The 17,908-nt window shown below is 57.9% G+C and carries 17 protein-coding genes and 1 tRNA gene; 6 read left to right on the top strand and 12 right to left on the bottom strand.

What is annotated here, in order from left to right; genetic code table 11:
* From ABJP42_RS15745 to mtgA, 3 genes are all read right to left on the bottom strand, one after another.
* Window positions 1–568: epoxyqueuosine reductase (locus ABJP42_RS15745; protein WP_348342019.1), on the bottom strand; the 568-nt coding region annotated here is incomplete at its 3' end.
* Between the two features lie 113 nt (window positions 569–681).
* Window positions 682–1,347 carry an FtsZ-binding protein FzlA gene (fzlA, locus tag ABJP42_RS15740; RefSeq protein WP_348342017.1) on the bottom strand — a complete coding sequence of 222 codons (666 nt, stop codon included), beginning with the start codon at window positions 1,345–1,347 and terminating at the stop codon, window positions 682–684.
* Window positions 1,348–1,416: 69 nt separating this feature from the next.
* A complete protein-coding gene (gene mtgA / locus ABJP42_RS15735; protein ID WP_348342015.1) occupies window positions 1,417–2,157 on the bottom strand; it encodes a monofunctional biosynthetic peptidoglycan transglycosylase in 741 nt (246 codons plus the stop codon).
* Between the two features lie 262 nt (window positions 2,158–2,419).
* Here mtgA and ABJP42_RS15730 point away from each other — a divergent pair, with 262 nt between their 5' ends.
* Window positions 2,420–3,070: an FkbM family methyltransferase gene (locus tag ABJP42_RS15730; RefSeq protein WP_348342013.1), complete on the top strand. Its 651-nt coding sequence runs from the start codon at window positions 2,420–2,422 to the stop codon at window positions 3,068–3,070.
* Window positions 3,071–3,154: 84 nt separating this feature from the next.
* Here ABJP42_RS15730 and gltB read toward each other — a convergent pair whose 3' ends face one another.
* From gltB to ABJP42_RS15715, 3 genes are read right to left on the bottom strand one after another with little or no spacing between them, the layout of a single operon-like run.
* Window positions 3,155–7,702: a glutamate synthase large subunit gene (gene gltB / locus ABJP42_RS15725; protein WP_348342011.1), complete on the bottom strand. Its 4,548-nt coding sequence runs from the start codon at window positions 7,700–7,702 to the stop codon at window positions 3,155–3,157.
* On the bottom strand, window positions 7,699–8,136 hold the full coding sequence (locus ABJP42_RS15720; protein ID WP_348342009.1) for a GFA family protein: 438 nt from the start codon (window positions 8,134–8,136) through the stop codon (window positions 7,699–7,701). Before ABJP42_RS15720 ends, gltB begins: the two co-directional genes overlap by 4 nt.
* 33 nt (window positions 8,137–8,169) lie before the next feature.
* Entirely contained in the window at window positions 8,170–9,615 is a 1,446-nt protein-coding gene (locus ABJP42_RS15715; protein WP_348342008.1) for an NAD(P)-dependent oxidoreductase, read from the bottom strand.
* Window positions 9,616–9,866: 251 nt separating this feature from the next.
* Between ABJP42_RS15715 and ABJP42_RS15710 the strand changes: the two genes are divergently transcribed.
* Window positions 9,867–10,673: an undecaprenyl-diphosphate phosphatase gene (locus ABJP42_RS15710; RefSeq protein ID WP_348342006.1), complete on the top strand. Its 807-nt coding sequence runs from the start codon at window positions 9,867–9,869 to the stop codon at window positions 10,671–10,673.
* A 79-nt stretch (window positions 10,674–10,752) separates the two neighbouring features.
* Here ABJP42_RS15710 and ABJP42_RS15705 read toward each other — a convergent pair whose 3' ends face one another.
* Window positions 10,753–11,742: a complex I NDUFA9 subunit family protein gene (locus tag ABJP42_RS15705; protein ID WP_348342004.1), complete on the bottom strand. Its 990-nt coding sequence runs from the start codon at window positions 11,740–11,742 to the stop codon at window positions 10,753–10,755.
* 247 nt (window positions 11,743–11,989) lie between these two features.
* Between ABJP42_RS15705 and ABJP42_RS15700 the strand changes: the two genes are divergently transcribed.
* From ABJP42_RS15700 to ABJP42_RS15685, 4 genes are all read left to right on the top strand, one after another.
* Window positions 11,990–12,400, top strand: a complete 411-nt coding sequence (locus ABJP42_RS15700; protein WP_348342002.1) for a globin domain-containing protein — start codon at window positions 11,990–11,992, stop codon at window positions 12,398–12,400.
* Window positions 12,401–12,575: 175 nt separating this feature from the next.
* Window positions 12,576–12,662 (top strand) — tRNA-Leu (locus ABJP42_RS15695).
* Window positions 12,663–12,729: 67 nt separating this feature from the next.
* Window positions 12,730–13,119, top strand: a complete 390-nt coding sequence (locus tag ABJP42_RS15690) for an Arm DNA-binding domain-containing protein (protein WP_348342000.1) — start codon at window positions 12,730–12,732, stop codon at window positions 13,117–13,119.
* 176 nt (window positions 13,120–13,295) lie between these two features.
* On the top strand, window positions 13,296–14,207 hold the full coding sequence (locus ABJP42_RS15685) for a chorismate transformation FkbO/Hyg5 family protein (RefSeq protein WP_348341998.1): 912 nt from the start codon (window positions 13,296–13,298) through the stop codon (window positions 14,205–14,207).
* 1 nt (window position 14,208) lies between these two features.
* On the opposite strand, the gene ABJP42_RS15680 is transcribed toward ABJP42_RS15685, so the two are convergent.
* The 5 genes from ABJP42_RS15680 to ABJP42_RS15660 form a co-directional block, all read right to left on the bottom strand.
* On the bottom strand, window positions 14,209–14,925 hold the full coding sequence (locus ABJP42_RS15680) for an SDR family oxidoreductase (RefSeq protein WP_348341996.1): 717 nt from the start codon (window positions 14,923–14,925) through the stop codon (window positions 14,209–14,211).
* Entirely contained in the window at window positions 14,922–15,347 is a 426-nt protein-coding gene (locus tag ABJP42_RS15675; RefSeq protein WP_348341994.1) for an ApeP family dehydratase, read from the bottom strand. Before ABJP42_RS15675 ends, ABJP42_RS15680 begins: the two co-directional genes overlap by 4 nt.
* Window positions 15,344–16,135, bottom strand: a complete 792-nt coding sequence (locus ABJP42_RS15670; RefSeq protein ID WP_348341992.1) for a beta-ketoacyl synthase chain length factor — start codon at window positions 16,133–16,135, stop codon at window positions 15,344–15,346. Before ABJP42_RS15670 ends, ABJP42_RS15675 begins: the two co-directional genes overlap by 4 nt.
* Window positions 16,132–17,322, bottom strand: coding sequence for a beta-ketoacyl-ACP synthase (locus ABJP42_RS15665; RefSeq protein WP_348341990.1), 1,191 nt, complete (start codon window positions 17,320–17,322; stop codon window positions 16,132–16,134). The genes ABJP42_RS15670 and ABJP42_RS15665 overlap by 4 nt, the downstream gene beginning before the upstream one ends.
* Window positions 17,319–17,908, bottom strand: a 590-nt coding sequence (locus ABJP42_RS15660) for an MMPL family transporter (RefSeq protein ID WP_348341988.1), incomplete at its 5' end; no start/stop codon positions are given. The genes ABJP42_RS15660 and ABJP42_RS15665, both read right to left, overlap by 4 nt.

Genomic DNA, 17,908 nt, shown 5'->3' with positions numbered 1-17,908 from the left:
CTGCCTCATCTACCGGCAGCTCCAGCGTGGTGAAAACAGAGCCTAGAAAGGCCCAATTACCCCAATCTCGGCTCACCAGATTGGTGTGTTTGCCCTGCCAGCCCAGCCCCGCCGCCTGGCCCAGCGGTTTTTCCGGCACCGGAGCGGTATCCACAAAGACCTTCACCTCTGCCGCTGCATCCTTTTTTTTGGCCTCTTCGATCAACCAGCGCGCCAGCCGCTTCAGGCGCTTTTTGACCAGATCATGATAATCCTTGTTGCGGGCATAGACCGAGACCGCCCCGCGATCTGCACAGCCGACAATGGCCATCGGGTCTTCTTCTGGCGTGTAGCTCTCTGCCAACATGATGACGGATCGCGCCTCAGGCCACAAAACACTGGGATCACCGCGCCAATGGCTGCGCTCCGCCATCCAGCCCATCTGCCCGTGATAGCCGCACTCCAGAAACTGCTGCAGCCGCTCCGGCACCTGCGGCACATCCCCGGGCCTGCAGATCCTGCAGGAGACAAAGCCCTCTGCCAGCGCCTGCTGCACCAGCCGTGCCTTGAGTTCCGAAGCATCTTTCATTTGGCCAAAAATATCCTCGGGGGTGAATTGCCTTTGTTCAAAGGCAAAAGGGGGCAGACAGTCCCCTCACTGTGACAGTGGCACAGGTAGAAGACCAGCAAAACGCCAGTCTCTCAGAAATCGAGATCCGCATAATGGGCCGGCGGGCGAAACCCGGAAATTTGATCCGCCAGGATCGACCGAAAGGCCGGCCGCGACTTGATCTTGGCGTACCAGTCCTTGACCACCGCTGACCGGTTCCAATCCACATCCGAGATGTAATCCAACGACGACAGATGCGCAGCAGCAGCAAAATCCGCAAGACTCATCTGATCCCCGGCCAACCAGCGCCGGTGATCCAACAGCCAGGTCATGTAGTCCAGATGATATTTAATCGCCTTGGCCCCGGCCTTGACGTTGCGGCTATCGGGATAGCCCTCGCCAGTGACCTTCTTGTTGACCCGCTCATAGAGCAGTTTTGAGGTCACCTCGGAATGAAACTTGTCATCAAACCAGCTGACAATGCGGCGCACCTCATAGCGGCCATCCGCATCGCTCGGCATCAGCGAAGGTGTTGGCCGGGTCTCTTCCAGATATTCACAAATCGCCGCGCTTTCCGACATCATCTTGCCGTCCAGGCGAATGACCGGCACCTTGCCTGCTGGGTTACGGCGCAGAAAATCCGGGTCCGCCTCCCAATAGCGCTCTTCCACCAGTTCCACTTCAATCTTCTTTTCCGCCAGGGACAGACGGATCTTCCGACAAAACGGAGAAAGCGGGACATGATAAAGGCGGGCCATGGGGTCTTTTGAAACTCCGGATCGAGCTGCAGGATTAAAATCCAGCAATGCCCTGTGCGCGGCAAAACTTCAATCCTCGAAACAGCCCGAGCGCCCATCTGCGCGGATGGTGGCCGCTCCGTCCTGTATTTTTGCCGCCCGGCGGGAAACCCTGTTCGACGGCCGCGCTGCCGAGCGTGCCTTTGGATTGGGCAGCACCGCCGCAATCAGGGCTGCCTGGCGGGGGCTCAGCTCATCCGGGCCAACACCAAAATAGTGCCGCGCCGCCGCTTCGGCGCCAAAAATTCCCTCATCCATCTCCGCCACATTGAGGTAGACCTCCAGAATGCGCTTCTTGCTCCAGAGCGCTTCTACCAATGGCGTGATCAGAGTCTCAAGCGCCTTGCGCGTCCAGCTGCGCCCCTGCCAGAGGAAAACATTCTTCACCACCTGCTGCGACAGGGTAGAACCGCCACGCCCACGCCCCTCGGCCAGGGCAGCGCGAATGGCCTGCACATCAATGCCCCAATGCTGGCAGAACCGCGCATCCTCTGCTGCCACAACCGACCGGGCCAAAACCGGAGCAATATGTTCGATCGGCACCCACTCCTGATCCACATCACCAAGGCGACGTTTTTCGCTCCAGATCGTATGGGTGGTCGGCGGATTCACCACGGAAAACAACAGCACCAATGCCATGATCACCCCGGCAGAGACCAGCAGCAGACGCAGTATCCAACGCCGCAGCCAGCGCCAGGGCTGCGCCAGGGCCTCTTGAACCCGGGACCTGGTTGATTTCTTCTTTTTGGTTTTCTTCACTGCCTTTGCCATAGCTCTCTATAGGACAGCACATGAGCGGGAACCAACCAAGAAAACCAGCCTGACAAAGAAACACTGGGTCAGCATCAGAGCACCGGGATGCGAATTGATCTGAGAGATCTATGCGCCTATCAAGATTACAAAAACCAACTGAAGCTAGGAGTCTATTTTGGGCACATCTCCCTTTTCATCTCTTTTTAACCGGAAATTAGTCCGGAAAGCTCGGTATGAGGAGCTAATTGCCCATGAACACGGCTACTACAACCTCGAGTTCTTGAAAGAAGTCCCGCAGGCGCACCGCAATACCTGTTTTGATTTGTTGCCTTCTTCTGAGGCCCAACTGCGTCAGGATCTCTTCGCTCTGATACAGAATGATTTCAAACGGGATGGATTCTTTGTCGAGTTTGGAGCCACCGATGGCATTGGGCTGAACAACAGCTACCTGCTGGAAAAACAGTTTGGCTGGACAGGGATTCTGGCGGAGCCTGCCAAGGGGTGGCACAGTGATCTGGCCAAAAACCGCAACTGCATTATTGATAAACGCTGTGTTTGGTCGGCCAGTGGAGAGACCCTGAGGTTCACCGAAGCACCGCGCGGAGAGAATTCCGCCATCTCCTCTTTTACCAAGACCCGGCGTAAACTGCGGGGCCAGAATTATGACGTCGAAACCATCTCGCTAAATGACCTGTTAGAAAGTCATAAGGCCCCGTCTCACATCGACTATATGTCTGTCGATACCGAAGGCAGCGAGCTGGATATTCTGAGCGCTGTAGATTTCTCGCGCTGGAGTTTTGGCTGCCTCACAATTGAGCATAATTTTGCCCCACCGCGTGACGGAATACATAGGTTGCTCACTGCCAATGGCTACACTCGCATCTGGGAAAACATCTCTCGGTTTGATGATTGGTATGTAAAGGCAAACTAGGTCGACCAGACAGGTGCAAAGACAAAAAAGCCCCGCAAGCGACCAGCTTGCGGGACAATTTAGTAACAAAAAGGCGCGGCCTTCTTACTCCGCCGGAACCGCCGATGGTTCCAGGCTCAAGGGATGCGCCAGTTTATCCAGCATCTCGGTGGGGCAGACCTGCAGGAAGTTGCCCTTTTCCAGATCCCAGTTCTGCAGGATCTCAGCGGCCTTGCGGCTGCCGGTCTCTTCCAGATGCTGCTCAATCAGCCCCTTCATCTGGGCTTCCCAATGCGCCACGGTGACGGCGCAGGTAACGAGACCTTCCATGTTCATCATGGTCTCAGCCTTGCCTTCGGGATCATAGAGATAGGCCATGCCGCCAGTCATGCCAGCGCCAAAATTGGCCCCGATGCTGCCCAAGATCACCGCAACACCGCCGGTCATATATTCACAACCACAGGCACCACAGCCCTCAATCACCACTTTCGCACCGGAGTTGCGCACGCCAAACCGTTCACCAGCACGACCCGCCGCAAACAGATAACCATCGGTGGCCCCGTACAAAACAGTGTTGCCGACAATGGTGTTTTCACTCGCGGTCAGCGGTGACGCCATGGGTGGGCGCACCACGATGGTGCCGCCCGACAGGCCTTTACCGACATAGTCATTGGCATCGCCCGAGACCTCCAGCTTCAACCCCGGCGCCGCAAAGGCCCCCAGCGATTGCCCGGCAGAGCCCTGCAGTTTTACCGTCAGGTGATCCGGCTGGAAGGCATTGCGCATGCCAAAATTGCGCACGATATGGCTCGAGGTGCGGGTGCCCACCGACCGATGAGTGTTCTGCACCGCATAGGAGAGCTGCATCTTTTCGCCGTCCTGCAGGAACCGCGCCGCATCGCGAACGATTTCGCTGTCCAGCGTATCCGGCACCGCGTTGCGGTCCTTGTCGCGGTTGTAGACGATATCCGCAGCGCCATCGACGGTGATCAGCAGCGGATTCAGATCCAGATCATCCAGATGCGCCGAACCCCGGCTGACCTGCGCCAAGAGATCAGCGCGGCCAATCACCTCGTCCAGGCTGCGTGCACCAATGGCGGCGAGGATCTCGCGCACTTCCTGGGCGTAGAAGGTGATCAGGTTGACCACCTTATCGGCATTGCCGGTGAAATTGTCCCGCAGCGCCTGATCCTGGGAACAGACCCCCACGGGGCAGGTGTTGGACTGGCACTGGCGCACCATGATGCAACCCATGGCAATGAGCGCCGCTGTGCCGATGCCATATTCTTCGGCGCCGAGCATGGCTGCCATGACAATATCACGTCCGGTGCGTAGGCCGCCATCGGTACGCAGGGTGACGCGTTCGCGCAGGTTGTTCATCGCCAGCACCTGATGTGCCTCGGTGAGGCCCATTTCCCAGGGCAGACCCGCATATTTGATCGAGGTCGCAGGCGAGGCCCCGGTGCCGCCATTATGGCCAGAGACCAGAATGACATCAGCCTTGGCCTTAGCCACGCCGGCAGCAATGGTACCAACCCCGGAGGAGGCCACCAGTTTCACCGTCACTTTGCAGCGCGGGTTGATCTGCTTCAGATCGTAGATCAGCTGGGCCAGATCTTCGATCGAATAGATATCGTGGTGTGGCGGCGGTGAAATCAGGGTCACGCCTTTGGTGGAATGACGCAGACGGGCAATCAGATCTGTGACCTTCATGCCGGGCAGCTGACCGCCCTCGCCGGGCTTGGCGCCCTGGGCCACCTTGATTTCCAGCTCTTCGCACTGGTTCAGATATTCAGCCGTCACCCCAAAGCGACCCGAGGCCACCTGCTTGATCTTGGCGCTTGGATTGTCACCATTGGGCTCTGGCACAAAATGCGCCGGATCTTCGCCGCCTTCACCAGAGTCGGATTTGGCCCCAATCCGGTTCATTGCCACGTTCAGGGTCTTGTGGGCCTCGGGCGAGAGGGCACCAAGGGACATGCCCGGCGTGACAAAGCGCTTGCGGATCGAGGTGATGCTTTCCACCTCTTCGATCGGAACCGCCTTGCCCATGGGTTTGATGTCCAGAAGGTCACGCAGATGGATCGGCGGGTTGCTCTGCATCTTGGCAGAGTATTGCTTCCACATCTCGAATGAGGCGCGGTTGCAGGCCATCTGCAGCATATGCATCGAGCTGGCTTCCCAGGCATGGGTCTCGCTGGATTTGCGCGCCTTGTAGAAACCACCGATGGGCAGGATGTTTTCCGCACCTTTCCAACCCTTGGCGTGGATTTCTTCGGCCTTGACCTGAATACCGCTGACCCCAATGCCGGAAATCCGGCTGGTCATGCCGGGGAAGAACTCGGCGCACATGGCACGTGACAGGCCAACGGCCTCAAAGTTCAGACCGCCACGGTAGGACGAAATCACCGAAATACCCATCTTGGCCATGATCTTCAAAAGACCCTGGTCAATGGCCTCGCGGTAGCGGGCGACATTTTCTGTCAGAGTGCCCTCCAGCAAGCCGCGTTCGATGCGATCGGCCAGCGAATCCTCGGCCAGATAGGCGTTGACCACAGTGGCGCCACAACCGATGAGCACGGCAAAGTAATGCGGATCGACACATTCCGCCGCCCGCACATTGATCGAACAGAAGGTGCGCAGCCCCTTGCGGGTCAGATGCGAATGTACGGCGGAGGTTGCCAGGATCATCGGCATCGCCACACGGGTGGCATCAGAATACTGATCGCTCAGCACCAGATGGCCAGCGCCCGAACGCACAGCGTCTTCGGCCTCGGCGCGGATACGTTCCAGCGCCTGGCTCAGCGAACCCTCGGCCGGATCAAAGGAACAGTCGATCTCCGCCAGCGGCGCGTTGAACTGGCCGACCAGCTTGTCCCATTGGGCATTGCCGACAAAGGGGCTTTCCAGCACCACAATCTCGGTCTGGCTGCTGTCTTCGTCCAGCACGTTCTTGAGGTTACCAAAACGCGTCTTCAGCGACATCACCCGGAATTCCCGCAGGCTATCGATCGGCGGGTTGGTCACCTGGCTGAAGTTCTGGCGGAAGAAATGCGACAGCGGGCGGTACTGTTTCGACAGCACAGCCGAAGGCGTGTCATCGCCCATCGAGGCCAGAGTCTCCTTGCCGTCTTCGGCCATGGGCGACAGAATCTGCTCCAGCTCTTCGATGGTATAGCCGGCGGCCACCTGACGGCGACGCAGCTCATCGCCAGTAAAGATGGGCGCTTCGGTCACGGTGGCGAGGGTGGCATCCACATCATTGATCTTGCTCACCCAATCGCCAAAGGGCAGCGCTGCGGAAAGCTTGTTCTTGATCTCGGTATCGTGGAACAGCTTGCCCTTCTTCATGTCCACAGCCAGCATCTGGCCAGGACCAAGCGCGCCTTTTTCCACCACGGTTGCCTCGTCGATCGGCACCATGCCCGCCTCGGAACCGGCAATCACCAGACCATCGCCCGTAACCACATAGCGCATCGGGCGCAGCCCGTTGCGGTCGAGACCAGCACAGACCCAGCGACCATCGGTCATCGCCAGGGCAGCGGGGCCATCCCAGGGCTCCATCACCGAGTTGCAGTAGGAATACATGTCACGCCAGGCCTGCGGCAGTTCCACTGCCTGTTTCGACCAGCTTTCGGGCACCAGCATGGTTTTTGCCATCGGCGCGGAACGACCGGCGCGCACCAGGACCTCGAACACGCCATCCAGCGCGGCGGAGTCAGACGCACCGCCCGCGATGATCGGTTTGATGTCTTCGGCATGGTCGCCAAAGGTGGCAGAGGCCATGCGGATTTCATGGCTCTTCATCCAGTTGACATTGCCTTTCAGCGTGTTGATCTCACCATTATGGGCCAACATGCGGAAGGGCTGCGCCAGCCACCACTGCGGGAAGGTGTTGGTGGAGTAGCGCTGGTGATAGATCGCAAAGGCGCTCTCGAACCTCTCATCCATCAGGTCGGGGTAGAAGACCGCAACCTGTTCGGCCAGCATCATGCCTTTGTAGATGATCGAGCGACAGCTGAGCGACGCCAGATAAAGCTCACCAATGCCAGCGGCAACAGCAGCTTTTTCAATGCGGCGACGGATCACATAGAGCTCGCGCTCAAAGGTTTCCTCATCAACGCCCTTGGAGTTCGAAATCAGGATCTGCTCGATCTCGGGGCGGGTGGCATTGGCCTTGTCGCCGAGGCAGGTCACATCCACCGGCACATGGCGCCAGCCGTAGATGTAATAGCCCATGCGCAGCACTTCGGTCTCAACGATGGTCCGGCAGGTTTCCTGGGCGCCAAAATCAGTGCGCGGCAGGAACACCTGACCCACGGCCATCAGCTGATCTTCGCGCGGCTCGTGGCCGGTGCGTTTGATCTGATCATAGAAGAAGGGGACCGGGATCTGCACATGGATACCCGCGCCATCTCCGGTCTTGCCATCGGCATCAACAGCGCCGCGGTGCCAGATCGCTTTCAGCGCATCAATGCCGGCCTCAACCACACTGCGGCTGGCCTTGCCATCAACGGCGACCACCAGGCCAACACCACAGGAAGAATGCTCTTCTTCCTCGGTATAGAGACCATTTTCAGCCATCCATTTGCGCTTGGCTTCTTCGGCGCGCACCCAGTCCGCATCAAATTTGACTGCTTCACGATTGGTCATTGGTTGTCTCCTTCTGCCGCAGGGCGATAGGCTGCCATTACATCCGCTTCAGTCATTTTTCGATGCGTTCCAGTAAAGGCAAAGCCCTCGGGCTTTTTGTCGATATAGAGTTCCAGGTCGAGAGAGGTCTCGCCTGCATTTTCAAATAGGCCAGCCGCCATATTGGTTTGCCCGTGCATATCCCCTGGGGCTGTGACCCGGTACCAAAGGGCAGATCCACAATCCGCGCAAAAGGCCCGCTCTGCCCAATCAGAGGAGGTATAGGTTTTCACCGGGCCCAGGGCCGCATAGCCCGAGGCCGCCGGAATCGTCAGGAACATCGAGCCAGTCCAGCGACGGCAGGCGTCGCAATGGCATGCGCGCATCTGCTGCTCGCGCGGCGTCATCGAGACGGTGACGGCGCCACACATGCAATGTCCTTGCAATTCGCTCATGATCCCTGGCTCCCTTGCGGTGGCTGATTCAGGTTATTCTGCTGCGACCGAGGCTGCAGCGGAGTTGAAACGCTCAACAATGGCATCGGCGCAGTCACGGCCGTCCTTAATGGCCCAGACCACCAGCGAGGCTCCGCGCACGATGTCGCCAATGGCATAGACGCCATCCAGATCAGTCGCCCCAGTGCGGTACGCAGCCTTGACTGTGCCCCAGCGGGTCACGGGCAGATCGGCCTGACCCCAAAGCGTTGGCAGGTCTTCGGGCTCAAAGCCCAGCGCCTTGATCACCAGATCGGCTTCTTCCACGTAATCGGCTCCCTCGATCACCTCGGGGGCCTGACGACCAGTTGCATCGGGCTGGCCCAGACGCATCTTTTGCACCATCACGCCGGAAACCTTACCACCCGCGTCGGCAAAGCCCTTGGGTGCGGTCAGCCATTCGAACTGTACGCCCTCTTCTTCGGCGTTCTGGGTTTCGCGCTGCGAGCCGGGCATATTGGCACGGTCGCGACGATAGAGACATTTCACCGATGTGGCGCCCTGACGGATCGAGGTCCGCAGGCAGTCCATCGCGGTGTCGCCACCGCCAATGACCACAACCTTTTTACCCTCTGCATTCAGGGTACCGTTTTCGAACTCCTCAACCGTGTCGCCAAAGTTCGACGCCCGGTTGGCGGCAGTGAGGAAATCGATCGCCTTGACGATGCCCGTGGCGCCAGAGCCGGGCATCTCCAGATCGCGAGATTTGTACACGCCGGTGGCGATGATCACCGCATCATGTTTGCCGCGGATTTCCTCAAAGGTAATATCAGTGCCGATACTACAGTTCATCACAAAGTTGACGCCGCCATCTGCCAGCAACTGGTTGCGCCGCATCACCACGTCTTTTTCCAGTTTGAAACCGGGAATGCCATAGGTGAGCAAGCCGCCGGCGCGGTCATAGCGATCATAGACAGTGACCTGGATGCCTGCCTTGCGCAGCATATCCGCCGCCGCCAGACCACCAGGGCCGGCCCCAATGATGCCAACGCTTTCACTACGTTCCTGCAGGGGGGCAGTGGGTTTGACCCAGCCTTTGTCCCAGGCGGTATCAGTGATGTATTTCTCCACCGCGCCGATGGTCACGGTACCATGGCCGGATTGTTCAATCACACAGTTGCCTTCGCACAGCCGGTCCTGCGGACAGATACGGCCGCAGATCTCGGGGAAGGTATTGGTGGCCTGAGAGGTCTGGTACGCCTCTTCCAACCGGCCAGTGGCAGTGAGGCGCAGCCAGTCAGGAATATTGTTGTGCAGCGGGCAATGCGATTGACAGTAAGGCACGCCACATTGACTGCAGCGGCTGGACTGCTCCTCCGCCTTGGCGGCGGCAAATTCCGCATATATCTCATCAAAATCTTCGCGACGGGTATCAGCGGCGCGCTTTTGCGGCATATCGCGATCGATCTTCACGAATTTGAGCATCGGTTGCTTGGCCATGGGCGAACTCCCTATTGTGGCTGGCTGCGACAGGTCCGTTTTGGAGTGCTGCATTAAATTGGTCACAAGTGCTGACCTTTTTTGGACAGCTTCTCCCTCTGATACTGTTTCTGGCGGGAATGTACAGGAATTTTAGGTCCGAACCGGACCCAAAACCCCTCTTCCCTATCCGCGCGCAGGATTTATACAGGAGCATGAGTGCCTTGTCGCTCTGCACCCCCGCAGGGCAACCCCTTTCAGGACCATCCGCCATGCCCCTGTTGCAGCTTATTCTTGTCGCTTTGATCCAAGGGATCACCGAGTTCCTGCCAGTCTCATCTTCGGGCCATCTGATTCTTCTCCCCAGCCTGACAGGATATACGGATCAGGGTCAGGTGATTGATGTCGCCGTGCATATTGGCACCCTGGCGGCGGTGGTGATCTATTTCTGGCGCGATGTGCGTATGGGGCTGGCGGGGCTGACCTGCCTCGCCTGTGGCCGCAACGACACCGAAGGCTCACGCCTGGCGCTGGGACTGATAATTGCCACCATTCCAACCGTCCTGTTTGGCGCTTTCCTGCATTTCACCGGTTTCAGCGATGCGCTGCGGTCCCCAGCAGTCATCGGCTGGACCATGCTGGTCTTTGGCGTGGTGCTTTATGTGGCTGATCAAAGGGGCGCCGAAGTAAAAACCGCCGCGGACTGGGGGCTGCGCGATGCGCTGATCATGGGGCTGTGGCAAATGATTGCCCTGATCCCCGGCACCTCGCGGTCCGGCATCACCATCACCGGTGCCCGGCAGCTGGGCTACAAGCGGGAAGACGGCGCCCGCATTGCCATGCTGATGTCGATCCCCACCATCATCGCTTCTGGCGTCTTGCTGGGCACCGAAGTCGCCCTGGAGGCCAATCTGGAACTCATGCGCGATGCGGGCATTGCTGCGGTTCTGGCGATGTTCTCGGCGCTGGCGGCGCTCACCCTGATGATGCGCTTGCTGCACTCGGTCAGCTTTACCCCCTATGTGATCTACCGGGTGATCCTCGGGCTGGTGCTGCTGGGCTATGCCTACACAGGCTGAACCTGCCCAATCCTCCAAAAGAAAAGGGCGCCGGATCTCTCCGCGCCCTTTCTTGTATTGGTGATCAAACCCCCTGAAATCAGGCGTCGCCCTTGAGGTTGCGCGCCGAGGCGGTCATCTCGTCATACTGGCCCGAGGGGCGGAATTTCCACAGGTAGCTTGGCAGGATCGGCCCCATCATCTCGGGCGTGATGCCCAGATCGGCAAAGCCTTTGGCGCCCTCGGCAACCACATTGTCGGTGGCCAGGCTTTTGAGCTGATCACGGCTCAGCACCTTGTTTTCGATCAGTTGCAGGCTGCAGGCCTGTAGCATGTCAAAGCCAAAGGCCAGCGGCCATACTGCAAAGCCCGGCAGCGACAATACCACCCGGCGGCGCAGGACCACATCGCACATTTCCCGCATCAGCGCGGCAAAGCTCTTCACCTCGGGGCCGCCCAGCTCATAGGTGCCGGGGCTGGCCTCGCCCAGAATACCCTTTACGGCGGCGCGGGCCACATCATCGACATAGACCGGCTGGAACAGGGTCTTGCCCTTGGCGATAGGCAGCAGCGGCGACAGGCTGGCCATGCCGGCAAAGCGGTTAAAGAATTCGTCTTCGGTGCCAAAGATCACCGAGGGGCGCAGAATCACCGCCTCTGGGAAATAGCCCCGCACGGCCTCTTCACCCAGCGCCTTGGTGCGGGCATATTCGCTTTCGCCTTCCGCATCAGCGCCCAGCGCCGAGATATGCACCAACCGGCCAATGTCTTGCTTGTGGGCGATCCGCGCCACCCGGGCAGCACCGTCAACCTGAACAGCCGCAAAGCTGTTTTTGCCATGGGCATTGAGCACCCCAACGCAGTTCACCACCGCATCGGCACCCTGCATTGCAGCAGCCACAGAGGCATCATCGCGAATGTTGCACAGAACCGGCTCGACCTGTCCCGGCACCCCATAGGGTTTGACATGCATGGCTTCATTGGGCCTGCGCACGGCAACCCGAACCCGCCAGCCCTCTTTTGCCATGCGGCGCGCGATGTAGCGGCCGACAAAACCAGACCCGCCATAAATCGTGACCAGTTTGGACATCTCTTGGCTCCTGCAAATAGCTATGCCCCCGATCTACCGCTCCTGCGCCTTTCAAACAAGGCGCAAAACGGGGGCCGAGGGGCACAATGGGCGCAGAATCTGCATTTGACGTTAACGAAACAAGCCAAAGGATCGGTTTGCTTTACCACCCATTCAGGTTTACCGATGTAATTGAGAATGCAACCGTACAAAGCTTTCAAAACATACACTTGAAGTGAGTATTTCCAACCGGAGCGGATCATCAATAATGGATGCCAGTCACTGCAGAGCCCTGGTGCTGCAAAGCCTTGAAAGCGATCGCATGGATCTGGAGGCCTTCATTCCGGCCTTTTACCGGACTTTCTTTGAGCTCTGCCCCGAGGCGCGGGCGATCTTCCCCGATGACACCGCCCGGCTAGAGGCAAAAATGCTGGCCTCGCTCACCCATATGGCCGAGGCCCTGGAGCACAACGAACGGCTGGATGCCATCCTGAGCAAACTGGGCCAGCAGCACCGCAGCATGGAAATTTCAGATTTTCATTTTGAAGACTTCATCAAAAGCTTCACAGCCGCGCTGGCCGATACGCTGGGCCCCGAGTGGAACGAAGAGTGCCATAGGGCCTGGACCCGGTTTTTGGAGTTTATCGGCAAACGGATGAATTTTTTCGCCACCGCATAGATCAATCGCAACTTCTGTTCGACCCACGGGCCCGCGACAGGCAAACCAACGGGCGAAACCTCGGGAAGTCCCAAAATCGCTGCGGTGACCGGGCAGCAAAAGAGTTTTTGCAAAAATGTCAAAAATCCGTTTGACGCCCCGAGCGCCGCAGCCTATACGCCCCCTCACGACACCTGCCCAGGTGGCGGAATTGGTAGACGCGCTAGCTTCAGGTGCTAGTATTGGCAACGATGTGGAGGTTCGAGTCCTCTCCTGGGCACCACCACCCTGTATCAGGGTGCTTCAGAAAATCTCAGATCAATGCAAAATGAACCGTACCAGACAGTTAGTTGTCTCATAGGGTTCCATTGTGGGTCACTCAATCCCATACTCAGAGGTGGGCTGAGGGGTGGACCGGATTGACGACACTACACAAACTATCAGCACGAACGATCAAGACCCTCTCAAAGGGCAAATATAGCGATGGTGCAGGCTTGTGGCTTTCGAAAAGCGATCTCGACGGTGGTAAGTGGTTCTTGCGGTACATTATTCACGGTCAACGACGGGAGATGGGGCTAGGTAGCATCAGGGATGTCTCCCTGAAGGAAGCTCGCCAGCAAGCAAGTCACTGGCGGGAAGCCGTTCGGCTCGGGAAGGATCCCATTCGGGAATCCCATTGCAGTTGGGGGCATGTCCTCGTTGTTTACAAATCTCCAGCCATCCTTCATCAGACCGGGTGAATAATTCCTAGACTGCAAGCTGGCCAAGTATGACATCTGAAGCAATCACCCGCCCTCAAGAAATTGAATATCACCTTGGAGGAGTCGGTGCCGCACCTGCCGTCGCACAGGATTGCGTCTTTCAAGTGCACTACGGAAGCGCAAATTTTGTGGATGTCAGCACGTTACCCGCCAGAATGGGTATTTCAATGCAATCCGATAGTTGTGCTGTGGATTTTGTTGAGAATTGGAACGGCGACAGCGGCGCAGAGACTTCAATCGGGTCCATTCTGGATGAGCAATTGCACTACATCGAGCTTGGGGATGAGATCTTGTTCTTTGGACAGCTGGGGCGGCTTGAGGATGTCGAGGCCTCCAGCTTTCAAGCCTACAATGCGATTCTAGATACCCTACAGCAGAAGGGGTTTCACACTCTGGTGCGGTCATGGAATTTTATCCCGCAAATTAATCACTGCCCGGAAGGCGCAATTGAGATCTATCAGGATTTTTGCAAAGGCCGCGCATTGGCCTTTGATGGGCGCGGCATTGATGAGTTTCAATTGCCGGCAGCCACGGGAATCGGGGCTTATACCACCGCGATTACTGGCTATTTGGTCGCGTCAAAGCGGGCGGATTATCTGCATGTGGAAAACCCCTTGCAAAGCCCGGCCTACAAGTACCCACCAAAATACGGGCCCAAATCTCCCAGTTTTGCCAGGGGCACACTACATCTGGAATCAGGTCATGGCAGGGCGCAGGGGACCCGCTTCTTCCTGTCAGGGACCGCCAGCATCAGGGGCGCAGAGACAATGTGGCCCGGCGATGTCCGCCGTCAGCTTACCACGCTGATGGAAAACATCCGCTATCTGATTAGCGATGAAAACCCACAGCTGGCGCAGCAGGGCACATCGATGAATTTGGAGGACTTTGATCACTTCAAAGTCTATTTCCGCCATGCCAAGGACTATGACATCATTCGCAAGCTTTTGCTTGAGGACTGGCAGATCGCAGCAGACAAGCTCCATTTTATGAATGTTGATATCTGTCGCTCAGACCTATTGGTTGAGCTTGAGGGCTGTATCAATAGCTCCGGACCTGCGGAAATCTGACTTAGGAACAGCCTCCGTCAATACTGATTTGCTGTCCGGAAATGAACCCGGCTTTGTCGCTGGCCAGATAGCCGACGAGGCTGGCAACTTCCCCGACCGTGCCGGCACGCCGCGCTGGCGTCATTTTTACCAATTCGTCGTAGTTGCTAAGGTTGGTCGTTTCGGCGGTGTCGATCAGTCCCGGTGCCACCACATTGGCGGTGATGCCACGCGAGCCGTATTCCTGGGTCAAGGATTTCACCAAGGGCAGGAAACCTCCCTTTGCGGCGGCGTAGTTGGTCTGGCCGCGATTGCCGCGCACGGCTGTCAGGGAAGACAGTGCAATAATACGCCCCCATCTGCTGCGCAGCATTGGCAAGATCAGCGGCCGGACAGCTGAATAAAAGCTCGTCAGATTGAGGTCGATGACATTCTTCCAATCGTCAAATTCCATCGCGGCAAAGGGTTTGTCGATCTGCCCACCCACACAATGTACCACCACCTGTATCGACCCTTTCTTGGTAAGCGCCTCCAGCTGGCTGGCGGCCTCGGGGCTCAGGATGTCCAGTTGCAGTGCCTCAGCGCTGCCGTCATTTGCGGTGATGTTGTCCACGCAGGCCTGTGCCTGATCCAGGTTTCTGTTTGCATGAACAAAGACATGCATCCCCATAGACGCCAATTCATTACTCACGGCCTGCCCAATCGGACTGGATCCGCCTACAACCAAGGCCCGCTTCATTCTGCTTCTCCCTGCATCTTGAGGGTTGCGCGCCCCTCGATACATTTTTGCCCCTGAGAGCCGACCTCAAAATCATAAAGGGCACCATTGCCGTCAAAATGCAATTGGCGGGCCGTGATGTGCAGAGTGTCTGAGCAATCAATCACTGTGGAAGTCATGAGGTTGACGTTTTGCAGACCAATCAGCAGGCCGGTATGGTTGCCCTTCAATTCCCCAGTTGAGGCATGGGCAGCTGCCGCCTGAGCCCCAAGCTCGACCAGATTGGCGGTGTATAGGACACCGTTCAGCCGCAGCGGGTAATCCGCCTTGTCGTGAGGCACACCGAGACAGTGAATCTCCGTCTCGCTGACCGAAATGATCCGCTCAATCAACCGCATCGCGCCTTTGTGGGGCATACGTTCCAATAGGGTGTCAAAGCTCACAGCACAGTCACCACAAGGTTCAAATTCATCCGACCATTGAGGCCAAGAGTAACATCTCCAGGGTCACTTTCGGCCAGTTTTTCAAACAATGGCAGGATGGAGAACACCGGGTTCAGGGTTGCAAGTGCCGCTTGGGCATAGCAGGTCTGGGGCGGCGTCTCAGCCTGTTTCACCAGCGAGAAAGTGATGCTGGCAAAGGACTGTGGGCTTTGGCGGTTTGACAGGACCAGCCCGGCACCGGCGGGGCAGGTCAGGCGATGTGATATATCAAGTGGCGCAGGAAGTGGCGCATCAAACAGCACCACACCAACGGGACGCTGTTCAAGCTGCACCTGCAACAGGGCCTTCAACAGGCTGGAGCCCGCAGTGTGGTCGGCACCGCAGATACTGGTGGCCGCTGTTGTGATGCTCTGCGCAATAGTCCACTGGCCTGAGGCCGCATTATGCACCGAGTTCTGAAACCGAGTGGGTCGGATGGCCATGGTCGGGCCGCGCAGCGCTTCGAGGATCAGCTGTAGGGTCTCGCCTTCTCCATAAGCGGAACCAAAGACCCAGGCGGCATCTTCTGCCAGCACCGGGGCAATCTCCTCTGCCGCCTGAATCGCCAAAAGCGTTTGCGGGCTATAGCGCCGATGGGCGCGCGCAGGGATACTTTTGGGGCTGGGTTTCCAGCCCTCGGGGAAGGCCGTAAAGTCGGCGATTGCAAGGGAACTCGCCAGGGGCTGGGTTCCGTCCTTTGAAGGGGCGATCAGCGACAGGGCATCTACATAGATCTGGGTTTGGGTCATCGGCTCAACACCAATGCGCAGTTGGAGCCACCAAAGCCAAACGAGTTGCTAACCACATGTTTCAAAGCTGCGTCACGGCACTGTGCTGCAACGTTTGGCAGGGCTTTGGGGTCCAGGTGTTCGAGGCCGGGGTTGCCGGGAATGATGCCTTCTTGCAACGCATAGAGGCACAACACGGCCTCGGCGGCGCCAGCTGCGCCCAGTGTATGGCCAATGGCGCCTTTCAGGGAAGAGGCGGGGACCTGCGCGCCGATTGCTGAGCTGACGGCCTGAGCTTCGGCAGCGTCATTCACTACCGTGGCCGTGCCATGTAGATTGACATAGTCGATCTCCGCCGCTGTGAGGCAGGCACGCTGCAGCGCCTGCCGGATTGCTGCGGCCGCACCGGCGCCGTCTTCGGGAGGGGTGGACATATTGGTTCCATCCGAGCTCTCGCCGAAACCGCTCATCCGGATGCAGTTTTTGCTGTCGCGTTCAACGATCAAAAAGGCTGCGGCCTCGCCGATGGACAGTCCATCACGGTTGCTGTCACAGGGTTTGCAGGGGCTGCGTGAGATCAACTCCAGTGATTCAAACCCATTGAGCGAAGTCAGGCAAAGGCTGTCGACACCGCCAACCAGAACCGCGTCACAAAGACCGGCCTCGATGAGTTGATAGGCGTCTACCAGCGCCTTTGCGGAGGAGGAGCAGGCGGTAGAAATCGAATAGCTTGGCCCCTGGAAATCCAGATAGTCCTGCAGAAAAGCCGCAACAGCCTGTTGGCTGTCATGATGGCGCATCGAATAGCTTTCGGGCATTGGAGCGTCATATTCTCGCGCCCGATAAACACGTTCCAACATCTCAACGCCCGCAGTGGAAGTACCCATGACAATGCCACAGCGCGCCGCACCCCATTTTTCCCGCGTTGCCAGTGCAGCCTGATCAAAGCCATCACTTTCCAGTGCGGCCAGGGCCAGGCGATTGGCCCGGTTGTCATAGACGCTCAGGTCTACTGGAAAAGAGAGGGCGGCCAGGTCATCGACTTCACCGAGATAACAACTGAAGGGCAGGTCTAGATGATGGTCTTCGCGCAGCCCGGAGGTGCCATCACGCAGCGCTCTCACATGGGCGGCACGTCCTCGGCCCAGGCAGGACACAAGCGTGCTATGGGAAATGCCGATATCATTGGCACCTGGTAAATTCGTCATAGGTCTTCATTTCGTTTGGTCTGGGCAAGGGTCAGAAACAGCATCAACATCAGTCCCATAGTCACTGTTGCACCTATCTGATGAAGGATCTGAACTTCAGAAAGGGAAAGGACAAGGAAGGCGATCAAGGTGGAGCCCGCGCATACAAAGACTGATTTGGCAGAGGTCTTGCTGTCTTTGTCTCCCTTCATGCCGGTCAGGATGAGATCATAATCCACGCCAATTCCCACAACAAGAGCCATAGCGACGATGTGAAAGATGCTGAACGCGCCGTAAACTGCGATGATAATGCAGGCGCTACCACCCAGAACCGCGCAGCTGGTGCGGAAAATGCGCAGGGCTTCGCCCCGGCTGCCCAGCCCAACAGCCAGCAGCCCCATGCCGCAGAGCAATCCGGCAAAGAGCCAGGAGGCGATACGACTGCGCAGATCTGTCATGGTCTGGCGAATTGGGGCCAGCAGATCGACCAGCTCAGCGCCTGGCGTAGTGAGGGTCAGATCCAACTGAGAGCTGCCCTGTGGCAAAACCAGTTCAACCCGTTCCTGCCAGCGCCCTTCTGAGATCGACAGCCGCCTGGCCAAGCCCT

It is taken from the genome of Pseudophaeobacter sp. (genome assembly GCF_039971195.1).
Classification (GTDB): Bacteria; Pseudomonadota; Alphaproteobacteria; order Rhodobacterales; family Rhodobacteraceae; genus Pseudophaeobacter.
Note: the sequence above shows the minus strand (reverse complement) of the source record. Positions and strands in the feature narration are given on the sequence as shown.